Origin of the sequence: Pseudomonas sp. IAC-BECa141 (assembly GCF_020544405.1) — a bacterium.
Classification (GTDB): domain Bacteria; phylum Pseudomonadota; class Gammaproteobacteria; order Pseudomonadales; family Pseudomonadaceae; genus Aquipseudomonas.
This window is the reverse complement of sequence record NZ_CP065410.1, coordinates 5,183,055-5,203,200: the sequence shown is the minus strand read 5'-3', so window position 1 is coordinate 5,203,200 and position 20,146 is coordinate 5,183,055. Positions and strand designations below refer to the sequence as shown.

16 protein-coding genes and 1 pseudogene are annotated in these 20,146 nt (G+C 62.1%); 7 read left to right on the top strand and 10 right to left on the bottom strand.

Features of this window, described 5'->3' with window-relative positions; all coding sequences use genetic code 11:
- Nucleotides 1–11: 11 nt before the first annotated feature.
- The 3 genes from mksF to mksB are packed head-to-tail and all read right to left on the bottom strand — an operon-like array spanning nt 12 to nt 4,832.
- Nucleotides 12–2,852 carry an Mks condensin complex protein MksF gene (gene mksF / locus I5961_RS23800; RefSeq protein ID WP_085701830.1) on the bottom strand — a complete coding sequence of 947 codons (2,841 nt, stop codon included), beginning with the start codon at nt 2,850–2,852 and terminating at the stop codon, nt 12–14.
- Complete coding sequence (mksE, locus tag I5961_RS23795; RefSeq protein WP_007951764.1) at nt 2,849–3,550, bottom strand: Mks condensin complex protein MksE; 702 nt, start codon at nt 3,548–3,550, stop codon at nt 2,849–2,851. The genes mksF and mksE overlap by 4 nt, the downstream gene beginning before the upstream one ends.
- The gene (gene mksB / locus I5961_RS23790) at nt 3,540–4,832 is read right to left on the bottom strand and encodes an Mks condensin complex protein MksB (RefSeq protein WP_170929660.1); all 1,293 of its coding nucleotides are present in this window, start codon (nt 4,830–4,832) and stop codon (nt 3,540–3,542) included. Before mksB ends, mksE begins: the two co-directional genes overlap by 11 nt.
- A gap of 231 nt (nt 4,833–5,063) precedes the next feature.
- Between mksB and I5961_RS23785 the strand changes: the two genes are divergently transcribed.
- Nucleotides 5,064–5,810 (top strand): energy transducer TonB, encoded by a 747-nt coding sequence (locus I5961_RS23785; protein ID WP_085700921.1) that lies wholly within the window; start codon nt 5,064–5,066, stop codon nt 5,808–5,810.
- A complete protein-coding gene (gene rimI / locus I5961_RS23780; RefSeq protein ID WP_085700920.1) occupies nt 5,803–6,255 on the top strand; it encodes a ribosomal protein S18-alanine N-acetyltransferase in 453 nt (150 codons plus the stop codon). The genes I5961_RS23785 and rimI overlap by 8 nt, the downstream gene beginning before the upstream one ends.
- A gap of 125 nt (nt 6,256–6,380) precedes the next feature.
- On the opposite strand, the gene I5961_RS23775 is transcribed toward rimI, so the two are convergent.
- Entirely contained in the window at nt 6,381–6,785 is a 405-nt protein-coding gene (locus tag I5961_RS23775) for a serine kinase/phosphatase (RefSeq protein ID WP_085701827.1), read from the bottom strand.
- Nucleotides 6,786–6,927: 142 nt separating this feature from the next.
- On the opposite strand from I5961_RS23775, the gene can reads away from it, so the two are divergent.
- Nucleotides 6,928–7,572, top strand: coding sequence for a carbonate dehydratase (can, locus tag I5961_RS23770; protein WP_007951756.1), 645 nt, complete (start codon nt 6,928–6,930; stop codon nt 7,570–7,572).
- An 8-nt stretch (nt 7,573–7,580) separates the two neighbouring features.
- Here can and I5961_RS23765 read toward each other — a convergent pair whose 3' ends face one another.
- The 5 genes from I5961_RS23765 to I5961_RS23745 form a co-directional block, all read right to left on the bottom strand.
- Nucleotides 7,581–8,108 carry a lysine methyltransferase gene (locus I5961_RS23765; RefSeq protein WP_227233554.1) on the bottom strand — a complete coding sequence of 176 codons (528 nt, stop codon included), beginning with the start codon at nt 8,106–8,108 and terminating at the stop codon, nt 7,581–7,583.
- 181 nt (nt 8,109–8,289) lie between these two features.
- Nucleotides 8,290–9,462, bottom strand: a complete 1,173-nt coding sequence (locus I5961_RS23760) for a hypothetical protein (protein ID WP_227233553.1) — start codon at nt 9,460–9,462, stop codon at nt 8,290–8,292.
- Between the two features lie 62 nt (nt 9,463–9,524).
- Nucleotides 9,525–11,237 carry a J domain-containing protein gene (locus I5961_RS23755; RefSeq protein WP_227233552.1) on the bottom strand — a complete coding sequence of 571 codons (1,713 nt, stop codon included), beginning with the start codon at nt 11,235–11,237 and terminating at the stop codon, nt 9,525–9,527.
- Between the two features lie 11 nt (nt 11,238–11,248).
- The gene (locus I5961_RS23750; protein ID WP_227233551.1) at nt 11,249–12,946 is read right to left on the bottom strand and encodes a molecular chaperone HscC; all 1,698 of its coding nucleotides are present in this window, start codon (nt 12,944–12,946) and stop codon (nt 11,249–11,251) included.
- A 192-nt stretch (nt 12,947–13,138) separates the two neighbouring features.
- On the bottom strand, nt 13,139–14,557 hold the full coding sequence (locus tag I5961_RS23745) for a short-chain fatty acid transporter (protein WP_227233549.1): 1,419 nt from the start codon (nt 14,555–14,557) through the stop codon (nt 13,139–13,141).
- 199 nt (nt 14,558–14,756) lie between these two features.
- Between I5961_RS23745 and I5961_RS23740 the strand changes: the two genes are divergently transcribed.
- From I5961_RS23740 to I5961_RS23730, 4 genes and pseudogenes are all read left to right on the top strand, one after another.
- Nucleotides 14,757–16,070, top strand: a complete 1,314-nt coding sequence (locus I5961_RS23740) for an MFS transporter (protein WP_227233547.1) — start codon at nt 14,757–14,759, stop codon at nt 16,068–16,070.
- 117 nt (nt 16,071–16,187) lie between these two features.
- Nucleotides 16,188–16,916, top strand: a pseudogene (locus tag I5961_RS28955) (PAS domain-containing protein); the annotation flags it as partial.
- A 156-nt stretch (nt 16,917–17,072) separates the two neighbouring features.
- Nucleotides 17,073–17,504 (top strand): methyl-accepting chemotaxis protein, encoded by a 432-nt coding sequence (locus I5961_RS28950; protein ID WP_371857323.1) that lies wholly within the window; start codon nt 17,073–17,075, stop codon nt 17,502–17,504.
- Nucleotides 17,505–17,591: 87 nt separating this feature from the next.
- Complete coding sequence (locus tag I5961_RS23730; protein WP_227233546.1) at nt 17,592–18,191, top strand: flavin reductase family protein; 600 nt, start codon at nt 17,592–17,594, stop codon at nt 18,189–18,191.
- A gap of 90 nt (nt 18,192–18,281) precedes the next feature.
- Here I5961_RS23730 and ggt read toward each other — a convergent pair whose 3' ends face one another.
- Nucleotides 18,282–20,114 carry a gamma-glutamyltransferase gene (gene ggt, locus I5961_RS23725; RefSeq protein WP_227233544.1) on the bottom strand — a complete coding sequence of 611 codons (1,833 nt, stop codon included), beginning with the start codon at nt 20,112–20,114 and terminating at the stop codon, nt 18,282–18,284.
- Between the last annotated feature and the right edge of the window lie 32 nt (nt 20,115–20,146).

The following is a 20,146-nucleotide window of genomic DNA, read 5'->3' as shown; positions in this document are numbered from 1 at the left end:
TCAGTTACGCATCAAACCGCATCCAGCTCCGGCTCGTCCGCGTCGACGTTGATCGTGGCCTTCACCACATCGTGGCGGCGGATGTACTTCCAGTCCGCCTCGTCGATGTAGATACCGGCCGGGCCGCTGCCACCTTCCAGGTCGATGGCGACACTGGCGCAGACCTGCGGCTTCACGCTCGCCAGAATCGGCACGAAGCCCAGTTGCAGGCTGGTTTCCAGCAGGGCGGCCTGGTTCTTCTCGTCGATGTCCGCCGCCTCGTCGAGATAGTACGGCAGACGCACGCGGCCGGCCAGGTCGCGGTCCATCAAGTGCAGCAACAAGTACATGTTGGTCAGCGCCTTGATGGTCATCGTGGTGCCGTTGGACGCCGCGCCGTCGATATCGGTGTGGATCACCGGCTGGCCGTTGACCTTAGTGATCTCGAACGCCAGTTCGAACAAGTCCTTGAGGCCAAGCTGGTTGTGGTTCGCCGCCACCAGCCGTGCCAGGTATTCCTTGGCCTCTTCGTTCTTGTTGTCCTGTTCCGCACTTTGGCTCAGGTCGAACACCGACAGGGTTTCGCCTTCTTCGTACTGGCCGGCGCTGTGGATGATCTGGTCGATGTGCTTGAGGGCTTCCTTGTTCGGTGCGAGCACGATGCGGAAGCTCTGCAGGTTGGACACCTGACGCTTGTTGATCTCGCGGTTGAACAACGCCAGTTGGTGCTCGAGGCTGTCGTAGTCGCTGCGGATGTTGCGCAGGGTTCGGGCAATATCGGTCACGGCTGCACGACGGGCCTTGCCGAGGGTCAGGGCTTCGTCGGTACGGTGCGCGTAAGCGTTGATCAGCAACGACAGGCGGCGCTCCATGTCGTCTTCGCTGTCGAACTTGGCCACGCCCTTAAGGCGAACCTGTGCGTAAAGCGCTTCAATCTGACCGTCGGCACGCAGCAGGCCTTGCCAGCTGTCCTGATAGTCGTTGAGCAGCGGCAGCAGGTTGTCCATCGAATCGTCGACCGGATCCATGAACGGCGTACCGAACGGCAGGTCTGCCGGCAACAGCTGACGGCGACGCAGGGCGTCGTCGAGGGTGCGTTGCTTGGCTTCCATGTCGGCGATCTGCCGGCCGACCAGTTGCAGCTTGGCCGACAGTTGCTGGACGCGCTCGGTGAACGCATCGCTGGAGCGTTTGAGTTCGTCCTGCGCGGCCTCCATCTGCGCCAGTTGCTCGAGCTTGTCGCCTTCTTCGGCGCTCAAGGTCTGGGTGCGACGGAAGTCTTCCAGCGCCTTCTGCGCATCCAGTACCTGCTGGTACAGCGCCTCGGTCTGGGTCTTGCTCGCAGCGCGGTCGGCGGCTACGGCTTGTTGGGTCTTGAGCTGTTTGAGCTCTTTTTCCAGGCGTTCTTTCTGATCGCGCAGCGCGGCGCGGTCGGCCAGCGCTTGCAGCGCCGGTGGCTCGATGTGCGAGATGTCGATCGACAGACCCGGCACTTCGAAACGCTCGCCCTTGAAACCGTCGAGGATCAGCTCGACCGACTTCACCCATTCGCCATCCTCGTCGAGGGTGATGCCATGTTCGCCCAGCGGCAGGCTGAACAGCGCGCTGTTGAACAGGCGCATCAGGCGTTCGACGTCCTGTTGCGAGAACTCTTCGCGCAGGCGGGCGTAGCTGTTGTTGTCGGCGTGATCGAGTTGCTGCTTCACCGACTTCAGGCGTTTTTCCAGATCGCGAAGACGTTCTTCCAGATCCTCGGCGCTGAACTGACGGGACTGCGCCAGTGCACCGGCCAGTTCATCGTGAGCGTCCTTGGCCGCCAGCAGTTGCTGCTCCAGCACCTTGACGTCATCGACCAGCGCAAAGCGGTTTTTCAGTACCGACAGTTCGCCGAGCCAGCGCTGGATGCCGGAGATTTCCCGTTCCAGACGCATCAGCTCCTGAGTGCCACCCCGCTGATCGTTTTGCAGGTCGTCCTGCTCGCGACGGTAGTGCTCGGCCTGAATGGTCAGCTCTTCCTTGCGCGCCGTGGCGTAGTCCGACCAGGTGCCGAGCAACGAGTCGAGCAGCGGCGACAGGCGATGCAGTTTGCCGCGCAGCACATCGCGCTGCTTCACGCCATTGGACAAGGCTTCGACCAACGGGCCGGCAGCCACCAGCGAGTTGTAATCCTGTTCCATGCGCCGCACGTCGCGGAAGGCTTCTTCGCACGCCGCGATGTAATCGACGCTGCCGGAACGCAGGCTATGTTCGAAGGCATCGAGGAACAATTGCTTGAGCTTGGCTGCGGTGATTTCGCGCATGTGCAGCAGGTTGATGAACAGCGCGCGGAAAGTCTTCAGGCTCTGCTCGCTGGTGGAGCGCAGCGGAATCAGAGTCAGGTCGAGCGGGATCGACGTATGACCGCCGACCAGCAAACGACGCAGCTCGTCAGGTTTGAGTTCGTAGGCTTTCAGACCTTCTTTCTCAAGGTTGCTGAACAGCTCTTTCTGACGCAGGCAGGTGTCGTTTTTCTGGTAGTGAGCCAGGTCGAGCTTGCCGGCGTAGGCGAAGAACTGGTGACCGAAACCGCCACCCGGGCCGCGACCAACCACGCCGATCACGTGCGGGCCGTGGGGCAGGTTCACTTCAACGAGGATGTAACTGGTGTCGGAGGCAAAGTAGAAGCGCCGGGATTGTTCCAAGCTGTACTTGCCGAAGCTCATGTCCGACATGCGCGCCAGGATCGGGAACTGCAAGGCGTTGATCGAGGCGGATTTGCCGAGGTTGTTCGCGCCGTAGACCGACAGCGGCTCTTCCAGCGGGAACAGGCCGAGGCTGTAACCGGCGGTGTTCAAAAGGGCAAAGCGGCGGATGCCGTAGCGTTCCTGGCTCATGCATCGGACTCCTGTTCTTCGGCAATGGCGCGGGCCAGTGCGTCTTCTTCGCTCTCTTCCTCAAATTCGCTGAGATCGAGCGGGTCGTCGGTGGCGAGGAATTTGGCCTCGGCGGCCTCGTCGATCAGCACCGGTGCCGGCAGCGGCAGAACGCTGTGCACGCTGGCCGCCAGGTCGCGGTCCTGCTGAACCGACAGGCAGACGTCTAGGAAGCGGTGCATTGGCGGCAGGAAACGGTACACGCCGTTTTCCTCGCTGGCGAAGCCGAGCTGGGTCATGCGGCGCATGATCTTTTCTTCCAGCTCTTCAACGGTCTGCACTTCGGCCTGGATGAACAGGTCGCGGTACTTTTCCAGCAGCGACGGCAGTTCTTCGCGGCCGAGGCTGCCGCCGTCGAGCACGGCGATCGGATCGCGGCCCTGATCGGCCAGATGCTCCACCAGGATGAAAGTGAACAGCGCCAGACGCTGAGCGGTCTTGTTCACCGCTGCGGCAGCCATGTCCGGTACGAAGTAGTAGAAACCACGGGTGTCGCAGACCAGTTCAAAACCCAGTGCCTTGAACAGCGTGCGGTACTGGTCCTGGAAATTCGACAGTTGTGCATACAGCTCAGGATCACGACGGCTGACGTGGTAACCCTTGAACAACTCGCGGAAGATCGGCGCCAGTTGCGACAGTTCGGAAAGATCAAGATGCATTAGACGTACCTGCAGAGAGGGTGCTCGCAGAATCCTCGGTGGCGTCGCCGGCCGAGAGCAGGGCGAAGGAGCGCAGACTGACCTGGTGCTCCTGAGTGTGGTATTCGCGGCGTTCCAGACGCTCGCGCTTGAAGCGTTTTTCCCGCGACAGGCGCGAGAACCAATAAAGCAATTCGTCGGTCGCGCCGTCCGGCTCCTGCTCCAGCAGCCAGGTCATCAGATCCGGCATCGGCAGGGATTCTTCGCAGCGGTCGACCATCTCGCGCACGGTGCGCGGTGCGCGCGGGGCATCGCCGGTTTTCTGCGACTTGTGTGCCTTGGGGAAACGCGCCGGTTTCGGCTCGAAACGGGCGAGGGCGTAGACGTAGGCTTCGACCTGACTGGCGCTGCCGAGGAAGGTGCTTTGCGGCCGGGTGAACAGCGGCATCGCGGCTTGCGGCACGGCGTCGATGCCTTTGCGGCGGATCGCCGCCAGCGCCAGCGCGGCACCACGGGTCACAGCGTTGTGTCGGCGCGCTTCCTCACGCAGTGGCAGCAGCAGTTCCCGGGCGTGACGCAGGGTCAACTGGGCGCTGGTCTGCATTTCGAGGATGCGCGCGTGGGTGCGCAGCAGCATGTCGTCATCGACCAGATGGCCCAGGCGCTGCTGTTCGCTGAGCATTTTCAGCAGCACGGTTTCGACCTTGCGCACGCCTTGTTCGAAGGCGCCGTCGGCGTTCACCAGATCGATCATCGGCTCGACGTATTCGTCCCAGGTCGCCAGTACTTCAGCGTAACGCTGACGCAGCGGAATCTGTCGGTCGCTGGTCTTGGCCCGTTCGGCCACGGCCACCAGCGCCTGTTCGTCGTTATCGAGTTTCTTCAGAACGTCGCGCACGCGCATGTCGAGCAGGCGCAACTGACGGGCCAGATCATTGCCGTCACGGACGTCGAACGCGTCCTGGATATAACCGGCCAGACGCTCGAGGTGGCGCAGATAGGCTTCGATCTCCAGGCACAGGCCCAGACGGTGCTCGCGGCGCAGGTAGGCCAGGAAATCGTGGATCTGCGCATTGAGCTCGAAACGGTTCGGGCTTTTCGCCACGGGAACCAGAATGTCGAGGCGGATCCACACGTCGAGCAGGCTGGTGATGTCCTGCGGCGTGCTGTCCAGTTGTTGGGCGGCCAGTTGCGTGCGCAGTTCGTTGAGGCTCAGGGTGCCCTGGTCGAAGTGCTCGCACAGTGGCTCCAGAAGTGCCCAGTGTTCAGCGAGGGCGCGCAAGACGCGCTTGGGTTCGATCATCGGAATGGCCGGCTGGTTGGCGATTAAAAGCCGCGATTGTACTGCATCACGAAGGATGCGATTCACTCTCGGGACGGGCTGTCGCTTTTCTTTGCGTCAAGTTATCGGTCAAGACTATCGATCAACAGCGCGCGATCTTGAGCGAACGGCGGTAGAATCGGCGCACTTCAGTTATCCACAAGTGGCCGACCCTTGCTAATCGAGTCCCGCCGCCGCGCCTATTTGAACGCCATGCAGGTGGTCAACTGGCTGCCGCGCACCGAATTGCCCTTTGCCGCCCCGTCGCGGCCCGAGCTGCTGGACATGCCCGAGCCCGAAGTTGCCGCGCCGCAGATCCCGGCAACCCCGGTCGAAGCGCCGGTGCAGCCGGCCGCGCGTCCGGTCGAACGGCCGAAGATCGAGATTGCGCGACCTTCGCCGGCCAGTCCCCGCACGGGCGCCAAACCGGTCGAAGAAGTCGACGAAACACCTGTGGTGTCCAGGCCGGCACCGGTGCCGCCACCGCGGTTTGCCCTGCAATTGCTGCGCGCCGGCCGTTGCCTGCTACTGGTGGAGTTACCCACAGGCGAAGCTTTCCAGTCCCGCGATCCTGCCTATCTGTTACTTAAGGACATGCTGCGTGCCGCCGGTCTGCCGGACGCGCCGCAGATTGTCGGTGAGCCGGTGCGTTGGCCATGGCTGAACCGCGGCACGATGGATCAGGGCCCGGAAGCGGCCCGGGATTTCGTCCAGGGTTTCCTGTCGGTGCAGATGGAGGCGGCGCCGTGCGCCTGCCTGTGGCTGATCGGACTGCCGGCGGTGCGCTTTGCCGGTGAAGCGGATGCCGAGGCGTTCAACCGTGAGTTGCAGATCGAGGGTCTGGGCCTGGCGTGGGCGGTGCCGGGGCTGGAATTGTTGATGGAAGAGCCACAGCGCAAGGCCGCCGTGTGGCAAGCCATGCGTCGGCTGATGGCGCGCTGGAAAGAATCGAATGAGTGACGCTGTATCGTTTCGCCCGATGACCGAGGCGGATCTGGACGCTGTGCTGAAGATTGAATACGCCGCGTACAGCCATCCGTGGACCCGCGGGATTTTTCTCGACGGCCTGGGCAAGTACCAGATCTGGCTGATGTTCGAAGGTGAGCAGCAAGTGGGCCACGGGGTGGTGCAGATCATTCTTGATGAGGCACACCTGCTCAACATCACGGTCAAGCCGGAAAACCAGGGGCGCGGACTGGGGCTGACCCTGCTCGAATACCTGATGTCCCGCGCCTACGCGGCCGATGCCCGGGAATGTTTCCTGGAAGTGCGCGACAGCAACACGTCAGCCTTTCGCCTGTACGAACGCTATGGCTTCAACGAGATCGGCCGGCGCCGGGATTACTACCCGGCGGTCGGCGGGCGTGAAGATGCCGTGGTCATGGCCTGCACGCTGGTCAATTGAAACGTTGAAGCATCGCGGGCAAGCCCGCTCCCACAGGTTTTAGTGTCGTATACATAATTTGAGTACGACCCGGCTCTCTGTGGGAGCGGGCTTGCCCGCGATGGCGTCCTGTCAGGCAATACAAATCAACGCTTGCGATCCAGCGGATCGCGGCGCGCCAGCTCCGCCTCATCCAGTCCGTTGCCGCCGCCGATGTCGTCCTCGTCGACCACGCTCAGATCCCAATCGGCCTGATTGTCGCCGCCGAGCTCCTGGGCATCCCGGGCACCGTCCTCACGGATCAGGGTTTCCGGGCTCAGGTCATCGTCGGTGGGCTCATGGTCGGCGGTCGATGCCCCGGTGAGACCCGCTTCGCGCACACGCTCACGGGGCAACAACTGTTCGCGCTCGCGCTCGGGCAGTTCCTCGCCGATCTTTGCGCTGGGCTGTTCGTCGTCGAAGTCCAGCTCATGCACTGAACCCATGCGGTCTTCGTTATCATCGATGGGCTCCGGTTGCACCGCATCGAAGGGACGTCGTGAATCAGTCATGGCAATTCCTCATACTGTGGGCCTTACTGGGATGGACTCACCGGGCGCACCAGAAATTCAAAGCAAATCACCCTTGATTCCGGAGTGACCCCGACCGGCGGTCGACTGTCATACCAGCGCATCTTTCTTGAGGCCTTACAGCATGCATGACTTACAAGACCTGATTGATAACAACGAGCGTTGGGCTGACGCGATCACCAAGGAAGACCCGGATTTCTTCGCCAAGCTGGCCCGCCAGCAGACACCGGAATATCTGTGGATCGGCTGCTCCGACGCGCGGGTGCCGGCCAACGAAATCGTCGGCATGCTGCCGGGCGATCTGTTCGTTCACCGCAACGTCGCCAACGTGGTGCTGCACACCGACCTCAACTGCCTGTCGGTGATCCAGTACGCGGTGGACGTGCTCAAGGTCAAACACATTCTGGTGACCGGGCACTACGGCTGCGGCGGTGTGCGGGCGTCGATGCAGGATCGCCAGTTCGGCCTGATCGACGGCTGGCTGCGTTCGATCCGCGACCTGTACTACGAAAAGCGCGAAGAACTGGCCAAGCTGCCGACCGAAGAAGAACAGGTCGATCGTCTGTGCGAGCTCAATGTGATCCAGCAAGTGGCCAACGTCGCCCACACCAGCATCATCCAGAACGCCTGGCATCGCGGGCAGAGCCTGTCGATCCACGGCTGCATCTACGGCATCAAGGATGGTCGCTGGAAGAGCCTGAACACCACGATCAGCGGTTTCGAGCAATTGCCGCCGCAATACCGCTTGCGCCCGGTCGGCGCGCCTTGATCGGTCGTTCAGCGTAAACCTTGCCGACGCCGCCAGCTCAGCAGATAGCGCTGGCCTTCAAGATTGGGTGATTCGTCGTAACCGGTGATCCACCCACGGCAGCGCGAGGACCCGCAACCGCAGGCGAACTGGCGCAGCAGTTTGTCTTCGGTGGCGGTGTAGTCCACCGTCAGCCGTTCTCCCTCGACAATATCTCGCAGGGCCCACAGCCATAACTCGCTCATGTCGAGAAAGGTGTTCGGGTCGCAGCAATGCTCGAACGCGCCGCAAAAGCGCGGATCGTAGAGATGGATACCGGCCAGCATCTGCCGGGTCTGCCGACAGCGATAAGGCAGCAGTTGGCCTGAAACCCGACACATTCGGGTGATTCGCAGGAATGCCCGGCACGCTATGACAGCGGTGGCCACCCCTTCGGGGTCGTGAACAATCTGGAAATCCTGCTTCGACGGAAATCCGAGGCGGACGGGGAGTCCGGCAAAAGGATAAATGCCTTCGGTATCGCGTGCCGGTTTGCCCGGTAATGCGTATGTGTTCATAACGGTCCCTGTTGGCTTCGGTGTCGCGACTTCCGTCGGCTGACGTCCTGTCAGTCCTGCAACACGCTGATTGGATCCAAGATCCTGCAAATTACCCTAGCGGTCTACTGTCAGATCTGACAGTCGAAATAGACGCTTTCCCGCGTCAGCCAGGACTGACACGGGAGCACCACATGTCCGTTCAGAGATGGGCGGCGGGCGCGGCCATGTCCGGCAGCGGGCTTTTCAGCTGTTGCAGCTGGGATTTGATCGGTGCGGTCGAGCAGGTCTTGTCCGCTTGTGCCACGGTCTGGTTGCGGATCGTGGTGTAGAACAGCTCGCAGGTCTTGGCTTTCTGTGTCACTTGCCAGGTCTGGGTGCAGCTGTTGAGCAGGGTCTTGGGATCGGTGCCGGGTTTGCTGCCCATTCCGGCCTGCCAGCAGGCAGCGCTCAAATCTTGTCCCATCACCTTCAGACCGGCTGCATCGGCCTTGGCCTGGGCATCGTCGCCGGTGTAGTTGCTCGGATCGGCGGCGTACCAGATGTAGCTCGGGTGGTTGGAACCCAGCACCGGCACGTTCACGCCCGCGCTCGGGCTGATGGTTGCCAGACCCAGTACATTCACGGTCGCACCGTATTGCTGCTTGATCCAGTTACGCACCGGCGCACCAAAGGCAACCATTGGCAGCACGGCGCCGCTGGCGTTCTGGCTGACCTGCTTGACCATGGTGGTCTGGTAATCCTTGAAGTAGTCGTACACGCCTTCCAGATCCTTGCCGGCGCTGGCGGGCGCGGCGATCGGGGCGATGTCGATGATGGTCTGGTAAGCCGGCGTCTGATCGGCGGGGATGCCATTGTCGGTCAGCAGCGCGGCCCAGCGGTCGGTGGTGTTCGAGCGCAGGTAATCCTGGGCCTGGGTCAGCGAGTAATCCGGCGGGAAGTGCAGCAGCTCGACACTTTTGCGGTTTTCCAGAGCCATGCCGAGTGGCAGGAACAGGTACCAGCTGTACGCCCATTTGCCGTCGGCGTTGAGTTTGCTGGCGCCGTTATAGGCCAGGTCGCCGGCGTCCAGCAGCGCGGTCAGCGGTTTGTCGTAGCCCTTCGGTACGCCGCTGATTTCGGCGTAAAGCTGATTGTTGTCGTTTTTCACCAGCACTTTGGCGTTGGTGTAGCCGTCGCGCTGCACGCTCTGGCTCAGGTAATGGGCGACGGTCTGCTCCAGCGTCCAGTTGCGAAAGCAGATCACGCTGCAATTGTTGGGGTAGGCGAAGAGACGGGTAACGCGCTCGGTGCTGCCCAGTTTCAGGTCGACATCGGCGTGGGCGGCGGCGCTCAACGTGAGCGCCGCGAGGGTGAGGCCTGCAAGTTTCAACATGCTCAGATCCTTTTCAGCGAGGGTAAAACCTTGGTGGAGGGGCAATCCGGCCCGCATCTAGCCTAGCCGGGGAACAGGAGTTTCAGCGAATAACCGAGCTGACTGGCGAGAATCACGCCGGTCATGACCACCAGAAACAGCAGTTGCAGCGGACTGAAATGCGCCCAATGCAGCGCAGTCAGCCAAGGGTGCTTGTCGCTGAACTCCGGGTCGAGCGTACCGATGCGCCGCTTGTGCCAGAGCCCGATCAGGATCACCCCGATATAGGTGAAGGCTCCCAGACCTCCGAGCATGACCGAGAACAGCAGGATCATGACGGCTTGCGGCAGGCCATGGCGCAGCACGAGCCAGCGTGTATCAGGGTTCCATCGGCGTGGAATGATCCTTTCGGTCAACCACAGATCCTGAACGATCAAATGGGCGCTGATCAGAAACCAATAACTCAAGCCGATCCGGAAAAACCAGACAGGAACACAGGCGAAGGCCAGGGGAATGACGATGCTCATGGCCGTGCTCTTGTGCTCGGCAGGCAGATAGAACAGCCACAGCGCCAGCGCAATCGCAGCCCATGACCGCAACCAGGTTTCGGCGGCGATGTAGCGTGGCAAGAACCGTCGCCAGTAGAAAACGTCGGCGTACGGCAAACGGGCGAGCAGGTCGGGGAAGCGCCACTTGAGGGTTTCCGACAGTTGCTGGCAGGCCTGCCAGTCAGCCGGAATGAACCGGTCGGTCATGTCTTTCTGTTGCCGCGGCTTCATCGGGCTGATCAGCATCCGCGCGGCGAGCGCGTCGGGCGACCCGTTGCGCTGATCTTCGGCCCGGGCGCACAGGGTGTCGTAGAGGCTTTCCTGGTTGCAGCGCTCAATCAGCGCCTGCCAGAGCCAGTCCGGTTGCGGATGAATGCCCTTGGTGTCGTCCCAGCCGAACAGTTGGGACACACGGTCGAACAGCGGCACGCTCCATTCCGTGTCCTGCAGCAGTTGCAGGATGATCTGCTGCCAGTGTTCCCGACGGTCGAACACCTGGAGCCAGGGTTGGGCCGTATAAGTCTTGAGCTGCACGAGAAATTCACGCTCGTTCTGCGAGGCGAGCAATGCCTCCAGCGATTGCCGGTAGTCCATCAGCAACTCGGTGGCAAGAATGCCGCGCTGCCCGTCGCCGATCACGATCTCCTGCCACGGGCCCAGCCATCCGAGGTGCTGCACTGCCCAACGGGCAATCGAAAGGCGCAGGGCGGGATGGTCGAAGCACAACGTCAGCAACAGTGTCTGGAACGCTTGCGCACAATCCTGCTGGCGCGCTTGCTCCCAGCGTTGGTCCAGATTGGTGTCCGAGAGGCCGTTCAGCAATTGCGACGCGGCTTCAACGGCCGGATCAACGGTCGGTTCCACAGGCTCCGGATTCAGGGGCTGTACCCGCAAGACCGGAGACTCGAGCGGTGCTTCGGGCGCGGCCGGGGTCACCGGCTCGAATGGCGGCGAAGGGTAATCCCACGCATCGGTTCCGGTCTTCTGCAGTGGCTGAGCCATGGACTGCTCTTGTACCGCCAGCGCGGCGATCCCCGGAGCCAGCATGACGTCGCCGTGCTCCTCGGTCTCCTCGTTTTCAAGGCGCCATTGGGCAATCGACAGCGCGCGCTCATAGGCTTCGCGCAGGCGCTGAAAACCTGCGGCATCCTCATCGGGCCGAAAGACTTTCAGCAGGCGCGCATAGCTGCGCTTGATATCACGCAGCCCGGCGTCTTCGGGCAGTTGCAGGACAGACCAGCATTCCATGTCGTGCTTCCTTACTGCCAAGGGTTACGGTCGAGGGCGCTCAACTGTTTGCTCAGTTCGGTACGGGTTTCACGGATCTGCCGCTCGTCCTGGGAATCCAGCGCCTGCTGGAATTGCTTGGCCCAGTAGCCGATCTGATCGCGCAGGTCGCCCAGGCTTTCCTGATAGAGACGTTCCAACCGTGCACTGAGCAGAGTGTTCACCTGCTGCTCGCGCGGATGGATCTTCAGTTGCGCCAGGGCTTGCAGGCGCTGCTGGATCTCCTCGGGCGTCAGCACGCCGGGGTTGTTCTCGATGACCAGCGAGTGTTGCTGACCGGTCAGGGGAATGCTGACCTGGGCTTCGAGCAAGCCGTTGTTGTCGTAGGTGAAGCGCACATCCAGCTCGACTTCGCCGGCCTTGCGCTTGGGCACCTTGATGTCCAGTTGGCCGAGCGCCACGTTGTCTTTGACCAGGCGGCTTTCGCCCTGAAAGATCTTCACGACGACCTGTTCCTGGTTGTCGTGAAGGGTCTGCACGGTTTTCACCCGGCTGACCGGGACGATGCTGTTGCGTTCGATGATCGGCAAGTAGTGACCGCTTTCATACTGGCGACCGACCTGCGTGGAAGTCTCGATCCCCAGGGTGTAGGAACAGACATCGGTGAGCACCACTTCTTCCAGCGCGGCCGAACGGGCCTTGAGTGCTGCCTGAATCGCGGCGCCCTGAGCCACGACCTGATCCGGATCGAGGCTGATCGACGGGAAACGGCCGAACAGCCCGGCGGCAAGTTTGCGCACCAGCGGCATGCGGGTGGTGCCGCCGACCAGCAGGATCTCATCGAGGTCGCTGACGCGGATGCGTGCGTCCCGCAGGGCCCGTTCGATCGGCGCGCGCAGGCGTTCGAGCAGCGGCATGTACAACGTCGCCATCTGCGCCTGAGTGATGGTCTGCGTCCATTGTTTTTCGCCGACCTGCAATCTGAATTCGGTGCTGGCGTCCTGGCCCAGTGCGCGGCGTACGCGCTCGGCTTCGCGGCGCAGCGGCTGGAGGATGGTGGAGCGCTCGGGGAAGTCCGAGACGTTGCGATGCTGATCGATAAAGTGCTCGAGCAGCACGTTGTCGAAATCCTCGCCGCCGAGGAAGTTGTCACCGGCGCTGGCGCGCACTTCCATGACGCCCTCGAAGAGTTCGAGAATCGACACGTCGAACGTGCCGCCACCCAGGTCGAACACCAAAAACGACGTTTCCTTGTCCCGTTGGTGCAGGCCGTAGGCGAGTGCGGCGGCGGTGGGTTCGTTGATCAGCTTTTCGACTTTCAGGCCCGCCAGTTCACCGGCGATGCGCGTGGCCTTGCGCTGGGCGTCGCTAAAATAGGCCGGCACGCTGATCACGGCTTCCGTGACGGTATGGCCGTAGGTGCGCTCGACGTCTTCTTTGAGGCTCTTGAGCACCAGCGCCGACAGCTCTTCGGGACGGAATTTTTTATCCCCGAGGTAGACCTCCGTCGCACTGCCCATATGGCGTTTGAACAGCGACGCAGTCAGGCGCGGATGAGTGTGCAGGCGTTCGCGGGCGGCTTGCCCGACCAGAATCCGGCCCTGATCGTCCAGGCCCACCACGCTGGGTGTCAGAAACTGCCCCAGGGCGTTAGGCACCAACTCAGTGGCATCGCCGCGCCATACGGCAACAAGGCTGTTGGTGGTTCCCAGGTCAATCCCGACGATCATTGCAACGAACTCCCTTTGCGCTCAGACAAAAAATGAAACAGATATTGGGCGCGCAAGAATATTACCGAGGCAGTGGCGCGGTAAAGAAAGATGATGGCTCTGAGCCATTATTTGCGACAGGCAGCCGCAGGAAGGATCGTTTTTGTCGAAGGGAAAGACAGGGCGCCGGAGCCGGCGTCCTGTCGTCATCGTTTACGGCATGACGGGCGGCAGATACGAAAGCGTCGTACCCAGCGCCCACAGCAGTACCAATACCAGCGGCGTATGCACGAGTAATTGCACAAACGAGAAACCGATCAGATCCCGCGCCTTCAGCCCCAGCACGCCCAGCAGCGGCAGCATGTAGAACGGGTTGATCAGGTTCGGCAGGGCTTCGGCGGCGTTGTAGATCTGCACCGCCCAGCCGAGGTGATAGTTGAGATCGTTGGCCACCTGCATCACGTATGGCGCCTCGATGATCCACTTGCCGCCGCCAGACGGAATGAAGAAACCGAGAATCGCCGAGTACACGCCCATCAGCAACGCATAGGTGTCGTGGGAAGCGATGCTGACGAAGAACGTCGAGATGTGATGGGCCAGGGTCTGGGCATCGGTGCCCTTGACCGTGGTCATCAGCGCGGCAATCGAGCCGTACAGCGGGAACTGGATCAGCACCCCGGTGGTGGTCGGCACGGCGCGCGACACCGCATCAAGGAAGCTGCGCGGGCGCCAGTGCAGCAACGCGCCGAGCATGATGAACAGGAAGTTATAGGTGTTGAGCCCGGAAATCGCGGTGATCGCAGGTTTGGTCGAGAACTCGTGGAACAGCCAACCGGCCGCCAGCAAGACCAACAGGATGATCAGCAGCGGGCTGTGCTCCAGCCACTCGCCGGGCCGGGTGCGCGGTTGCAGCGGCGGCAGGTTGAAGGCCGGATCGATGCCGCAGGCCCTGGCGTCACGCGCCGAGTTCGGGCCGGGCGCGGTGGCGTAGGCGATGATGATCGAAATCACGATCAGTGCCAGCAGCATCACCCCCGACTGCCAGAGGAAAATCGTCTGGGTGAACGGGATCACCCCGGTGATCGACAGGATCGACGGCGGCAGGCTGGCCGGGTTGGCCTGCAACTGCGCGGCGGACGACGACAGGCCCAGCGCCCACACGGCGCCGAGGCCAAGGTAGGCGGCCGCACCGGCGGCGCGGTAGTCCATTTTCAGATCGGTGCGGCGGGCGAGGGCGCGGACCAGCAAACCGCCGAACACCAGCGACAGGCCCCAGTTCAACAAGGACGCGACCATCGAGATCAGCGCGACCCAGGCCACGGCCGAGCGACCGTTCTTCGGGATCCGCGCCAGGCGATCGATCAGTTTCACGGCGGGCGGCGAACTGGCCACGACATAACCGCCGATCACCACGAAGGCCATCTGCATGGTGAACGGGATCAGGCTCCAGAATCCGTCCCCGAACGCCATGGCGGCGTCGGTGGGTCTGGCGCCCATGGCCAGGGTCGCCAGTGCGACGATGATCACGGCAAGTGCGGCGAACACCCAGGAGTCGGGAAACCAGCGTTCGGCAAAACTGGAGCAGCGCAAGGCAAAGCGCGCAGAGCGGCTATCTTCGATATCAACGGCCACGGGAGTACCTCGGATTTTTATGTTTATTGTGGTCTTCGGGGCTTGGCCGGCCCGTCTGGACAGGTGCCAACAGTAAATCAACCGGCGGATTTTTGTGACCGTGTTTCACTGAATCAGACTATGGTCTAACGGGTTGTCCGGCGGACCGTTTGCGTAGACCATGGGCGCCTTGGTTTTTTGCCTGCCAGAGTTCTTTGCCATGACTGCCCATTCCACTGCCCGACCGGCGCCGTTCAGCCGTTCCGACTACAAGACCCTCGGCCTTGCGGCACTGGGCGGGGCGCTGGAGATCTACGATTTCATCATTTTCGTGTTCTTCGCCCTGACCCTCAGCCAGCTGTTCTTCCCGACGGAAATGCCTGAGTGGCTGCGCCTGCTGCAAAGTTTCGGGATCTTTGTCACCGGCTATCTGGCGCGCCCGCTGGGTGGAATCCTGATGGCGCATTTCGCCGACCGGCTGGGGCGCAAGAAAGTTTTCAGCCTGAGCATCCTGATGATGGCGCTGCCGTGCCTGCTGATCGGGATCATGCCGACCTACGCGCAGATCGGCTATTTCGCACCGCTGTTGCTGCTGGCGCTGCGCATCCTGCAAGGCGCGGCGGTGGGCGGTGAAGTGCCGAGCGCCTGGGTGTTCGTCGCCGAGCACGCGCCGGCCGGGCATCGCGGTTATGCGTTGGGCTTTCTGCAGGCCGGGCTGACCTTCGGTTATCTGATCGGCGCGTTGACCGCGACCTTTCTTGCGCAGGTGTTCACCCCGGCTGAGGTGCTGGATTACGCATGGCGTTATCCGTTTCTGCTGGGCGGTGTATTCGGCGTGATCGGCGTCTGGCTGCGCCGCTGGCTGAGCGAAACCCCGGTGTTCATGGCCATGGAGGCGCAGCGCGAGGCGCGGGTCGAACTGCCGCTGCGCACTGTGCTGCGCGACCATCGCCTGGCCATGTTGCCGGCCATGCTCCTGACCTGCGTGCTGACCTCGGCAGTGGTGGTGTTCGTGGTCATTACCCCGACGATGATGCAGAAAACCTTCGGCATGACTGCCGGCCACACCTTCGCGTTAAGTGCGCTGGGCATCGTCTTTCTGAACATCGGCTGCGTGATTGCCGGACGACTGGTGGATCGCATCGGTGCCTGGCGCACGGTCATGCTCTACAGCCTGCTGCTGCCGCTGGGGATCGGCCTGCTTTACACCTGCCTGATCAGCGGTGGGGATTGGGTCGGTCTGGCCTATGCCATCGCCGGGTTGTGCTGTGGCGTGGTCGGTGCGGTGCCGTCGGTGATGGTCAGCCTGTTCCCGGCGCGGATCCGCGTTTCCGGGATCTCCTTCACTTACAACATTGCCTACGCCGCCTGGGCCAGTGTCACACCGTTGCTGCTGATCGGTCTGATGCCATGGAGCCCTTGGATCTGTGTGATGTTCTGCACAGCGATGGGCACAGTGGGCGTCTTCACTGCGGCGTATTTCGGTTCGCGCATGCCGCGCGCAGAACAGTGTCCGGTAGCCGGCACTGCCTGATTTGTCGAGGCGTAACTATTTTTGTAGGACAAGCCTCAAGCGCTCTTCAGAAAAGATTTCCAAGGCCGATGGTTAGGCTGCATACCCGCTATCCATCCAGTCCATCGGTGCTTTCCCATGTTCAACAAACGCCTGAAGCAAGAGCTGGCGGCTCTTCGTGAAGAACTCTCCAGCCTTCTGCAAGTGAAGGAAAGCCTGGAAAGCGAGATGCTGGTGCTTACCCTTGAGCCCGACGGACGGATTCAGTCGGTCAACCAGAATTTCCTCAGTGAAATGTTCTACAAGAGTCAGGACCTGATCGGCCGAGCGATCGAAGACATCGTGCCGGCGCATGTGAAGTCCGACGATTTTCATCACCGCTTCAAGGCCGCTTTGACCCGTGGCGAGCATTTCGCCGGCGCTGTGCGTCTTTCCCGCGGTAATGGCGAAGAGGCGTGGTTGCGTTCGATCGCCCAGCCGATTCGTTCATCGGATGGCCGGATCAAGCATTTCTCGATTTTCTCCAGCGACCTGACCCGCACCATCGAGGCCTCCCGCGAACACGAGAACCTGATCGGCGCGCTGGTACGTTCGACCGCCGTGATCGAGTTCGACCTCAGCGGAAATGTGCTGACTGCCAACGACCGGTTCCTCCAGGGCATGGGTTACAGCCTGGCGCAGATCAAGGGCAAACATCACCGCCAGTTCTGTGAGCCGGAGGAGTACAACAGCGCCGAGTACCAGAACTTCTGGCGTCGCCTGAACAACGGCGAATTCGTCGCCGGCCGTTTCAAGCGGGTCGACAGCCATGGCCGGACAGTCTGGCTGGAGGCGTCCTACAACCCGGTGCTCGACGCCAACGAAAAACTCTACAAAGTGGTGAAGTTCGCCACGGTGATCACCGATCAGGTCAATCAGGAACAGGCTGTCGCCGACGCCGCCAACATCGCCTACAGCACGTCCCTGCAAACTGACAGCACCGCCCAGCGCGGCACCCGTGTGGTAACTGAAGCAGTCAACGTGATGCGCGATCTGTCGAAACACATGCAGACCGCCGGCGAGGGCATCGAGGCGCTGAACGAGCAATCCCAGGTGATCGGCACCATCGTCAAGACCATCAGCGGCATTGCCGAACAGACCAACCTGCTGGCGCTGAACGCCGCCATCGAAGCCGCTCGCGCCGGTGAGCAGGGTCGAGGCTTTGCGGTGGTGGCCGACGAAGTGCGGCAACTGGCTTCGCGCACCAGCCAGGCGACCGAAGAAATTGTCGGTGTGGTGCGCCAGAACCAGGACATGGCGCGCAACGCCGTGGCCCTGATGACTGACGGCAAGCAACAGGCCGAACAAGGGTTGGCGCTGGCGGCGGAGGCGGGTACGGTAATCGTCGAGATTCAGGACGGCGCGCAGAAAGTGGTGGATGCGGTCGGCCAGTTCGCCAACCAGTTATCGAGCTGATGCCTGTCGGGCGAAGGGATGGTTCGCGGTCATCCCTTCGTTGTTTCTATCCCGCTACAATCGGCTCTTTTTCCCGGAGCAGATCCCATGCGCGAGTCCTTCCGTCGCCCGGTTCCCCTGAACAAAGCCTACCGCCTGCTCAATCACGGGCCGACCGTGCTGGTCAGCGCCGCCCATGACGGGCAGCGCAACATCATGGCTGCTGCGTGGGCCATGCCGCTGGATTTCGATCCGCCGAAAGTGGCGGTAGTCCTCGACAAATCCACCTGGACCCGACAACTGCTCGAAGCCTCGGGCACCTTTGTTCTCAACGTTCCCTGTGTGAATCAGGCTGACATCGTGCAGACCGTGGGTTCGACTTCGGGTCTTGAAATCAATCGGGATCAGGGGCGGGACAAGTTCCAGGCTTATGGCCTGCCGACTTTCGCCGGTGAGCAGGTCGAGGCACCGTTGCTGGACGGTTGTGTCGCCTGGCTCGAATGCCGGTTGCTGCCGGAGCCGCGCAATCATGAACAGTACGATCTGTTCCTGGCCGAGGTCATTGCGGCGCACGCTGATTCGCGAGTCTTCAGCGATGGACGCTGGCACTTCGAGGGGCATGACGGCTTGCGCACGCTGCACCATGTGGCCGGTGGACACTTCCTGACAATTGGCGATCCGGTGGATGGCAAGACGCTGTCGGTGTGAGCGCCGCCTGATGACAGGTCATGGCCGGATGTTGCAATACAAAAAAGGCTTGCCTATCGGTAAGCCTTTTTCAGTTGGCTGGTAGGGAATTCAATCCCCTAACGCTATTCCTTCGCGCCGAGGATCTGCCCCACCCGTCAGTGTTGCATTCCCCTGGGCATCCTTGACCCGCACGATGGCCTGGGTGCCGCTGGTCATGTCGATTTCGCTCACAGCGTGGCCCTTGTCCTTGAGTGCCTGGATCAGCGTCGGGCTGAACTGGCCCTGTTCCAGTTCAGTGGGGCCATTGCGGCTGCCGAAGTTGGGCAGGCTGATGGCGCTTTGCGGGTCGAGGTTCCAGTCGAGCAGACCGACGGTGGTTTTGGCCACGTATTCGATGATCTGCGAGCCGCCGGGTGAGCCGACGGTGGCGACGAATTCGCCGCTGTTGCGATCAAAGATCAGGGTCGGTGCCATCGACGAGCGAGGGCGTTTGCCGGGCTCTACGCGGTTGGCGACTTTCTGTCCGTTCTCTTCGGGGATGAACGAGAAATCGGTCATCTGATTGTTGAGCAAGAAGCCCTGAACCATCAGGTGCGAGCCGAACGCTGCTTCGATGGTGGTGGTCATCGACACGGCGCCACCGAAGTCATCCACCGCGACCACTTGCGAGGTGGAAATGCGCAGCGGCGAGCGATCCGGCGCGTAGGCGACTTCCACGCCCGGCGGTGTGCCGGGTTTGGCGCTGCCCATGCTGCGTTCGCCGATCAGGCTGGCGCGGCTGGCCAGGTAACCCGGATCGACCAGGCCTTTGACCGGCACCGGCACGAAGTCGGTATCGGCTACGTATTGCGCGCGGTCGGCGTAGGCCAGACGTTCGGCTTCGGCGATCAGGTGCACGGCTTGCGGCGCGGGCTCGATAGCGGCGGGTTTATCGGTTTGCACAGGCTTGAGCGGCGTCAGGGACAGGCGCGGATCGCGGGTTTCCAGCGCCTGCAAGGTGCCGAGAATCTGCGCCACCGCAATCCCGCCCGATGAGGGTGGCGGCATGCCGCAAACCTGCCAGCGCTTGTAGTCGGTGCACAGGGGCGCGCGCTCCTTGGTCTGATAGTGCTGAAGGTCGGTCAGTGACAGGCTACCGGGGTTGGCGTGCCCCTGAACCTTGGCCACGATCTCTTCCGCGATCGGGCCTTTGTACAGCGCGTCCGCACCTTCATTGGCGATGCGTTTGAGCACGCCGGCCAGCGCCGGGTTTTGCAATCGCGTGCCGACTGCCTTGACGCTGCCGTCGCTGTTCAGAAAGTACCTGGCCATGTCCGGCGAACGGCGAATCACCGGATCGGATTCCAGCAGCGAATGCAGGCGCGGGGAAATTGCAAAGCCCTGTTCCGCCAGTTTGATCGCCGGCTCGAACAACGTCGCCCACGGCAAACGGCCGTGCTTTTTGTGCGCCAGTTCCAGCGCTCGCATCACGCCCGGTGTGCCGACGGAGCGTCCGCCGATCTGCGCCTGCGGGAACGGCATCGGTTTGCCGTCGGCCTGAAGAAACAGCTTCTCGGTCGCGCCGGCCGGTGCGGTTTCGCGACCGTCGTAGGTGCGCACCTGTTTACCGTCCCACAGCACGATCATCGCGCCACCGCCGATCCCGGAGGACTGCGGCTCGACCAGGGTCAACACGGCTTGCATCGCGATGGCGGCATCGATGGCGGAACCACCCTGACGCAACATCTCGCGACCGGCCTCGGCGGCCAGCGGATTGGCAGCGGCGGCCATGTGTTTTTCAGCGTGGCTGGCTTGCAGGCCGGTGCGGTAACCGGAGGCGGCTTCCGGTGCCAGCGGCAGGGTCGAGGAGGGCGGTGCGTTACAGGCCGTGAGGGCGATGGCGCTGACGATCAGAGCCAGGGCGGGCAGGCGAAAACGGTTCAGGGGCAGGGCTGGAAACACGCGGGCTCTCCGTCCGTGGGATAAAAGTCTGA